At 64.8% G+C, this 298-nt stretch carries 1 protein-coding gene; it reads right to left on the bottom strand.

The annotated features are described in order from the left end of the window. On the bottom strand, positions 1-298 hold a 298-nt coding region (locus D0817_RS27200), incomplete at both ends, for a sigma 54-interacting transcriptional regulator (RefSeq protein ID WP_161568492.1).

The following is a 298-nucleotide window of genomic DNA, read 5'->3' as shown; positions in this document are numbered from 1 at the left end:
GCAGGCTGAACGGCATGTCGCCGATCTCGTCGAGGAACAGGGTGCCGCCGTTGGCCTGCAAGATCTTGCCGACCGCGCCCTTCTTGCGCGCACCCGTGAACGCGCCGTCCTCGTAGCCGAAGAGCTCCGACTCGATCAGGGTCTCCGGGATCGAGGCGCAGTTGACCGCGATGAACGGCCCCATCGCGCGCGGCGAGTCGTTGTGGATGGCTTGGGCCAGCAACTCCTTGCCGGTGCCGGTCTCTCCCATGATCAGGATCGGGATGTCGCGTCCGAGCACCTTGTTGACCTTGTTGAT

Origin of the sequence: Flavobacterium cupreum (genome assembly GCF_003996965.1) — a bacterium.
GTDB classification, from domain to species: domain Bacteria; phylum Bacteroidota; class Bacteroidia; order Flavobacteriales; family Flavobacteriaceae; genus Flavobacterium; species Flavobacterium cupreum.
This window is presented reverse-complemented; position numbering and strand designations above follow the sequence as displayed.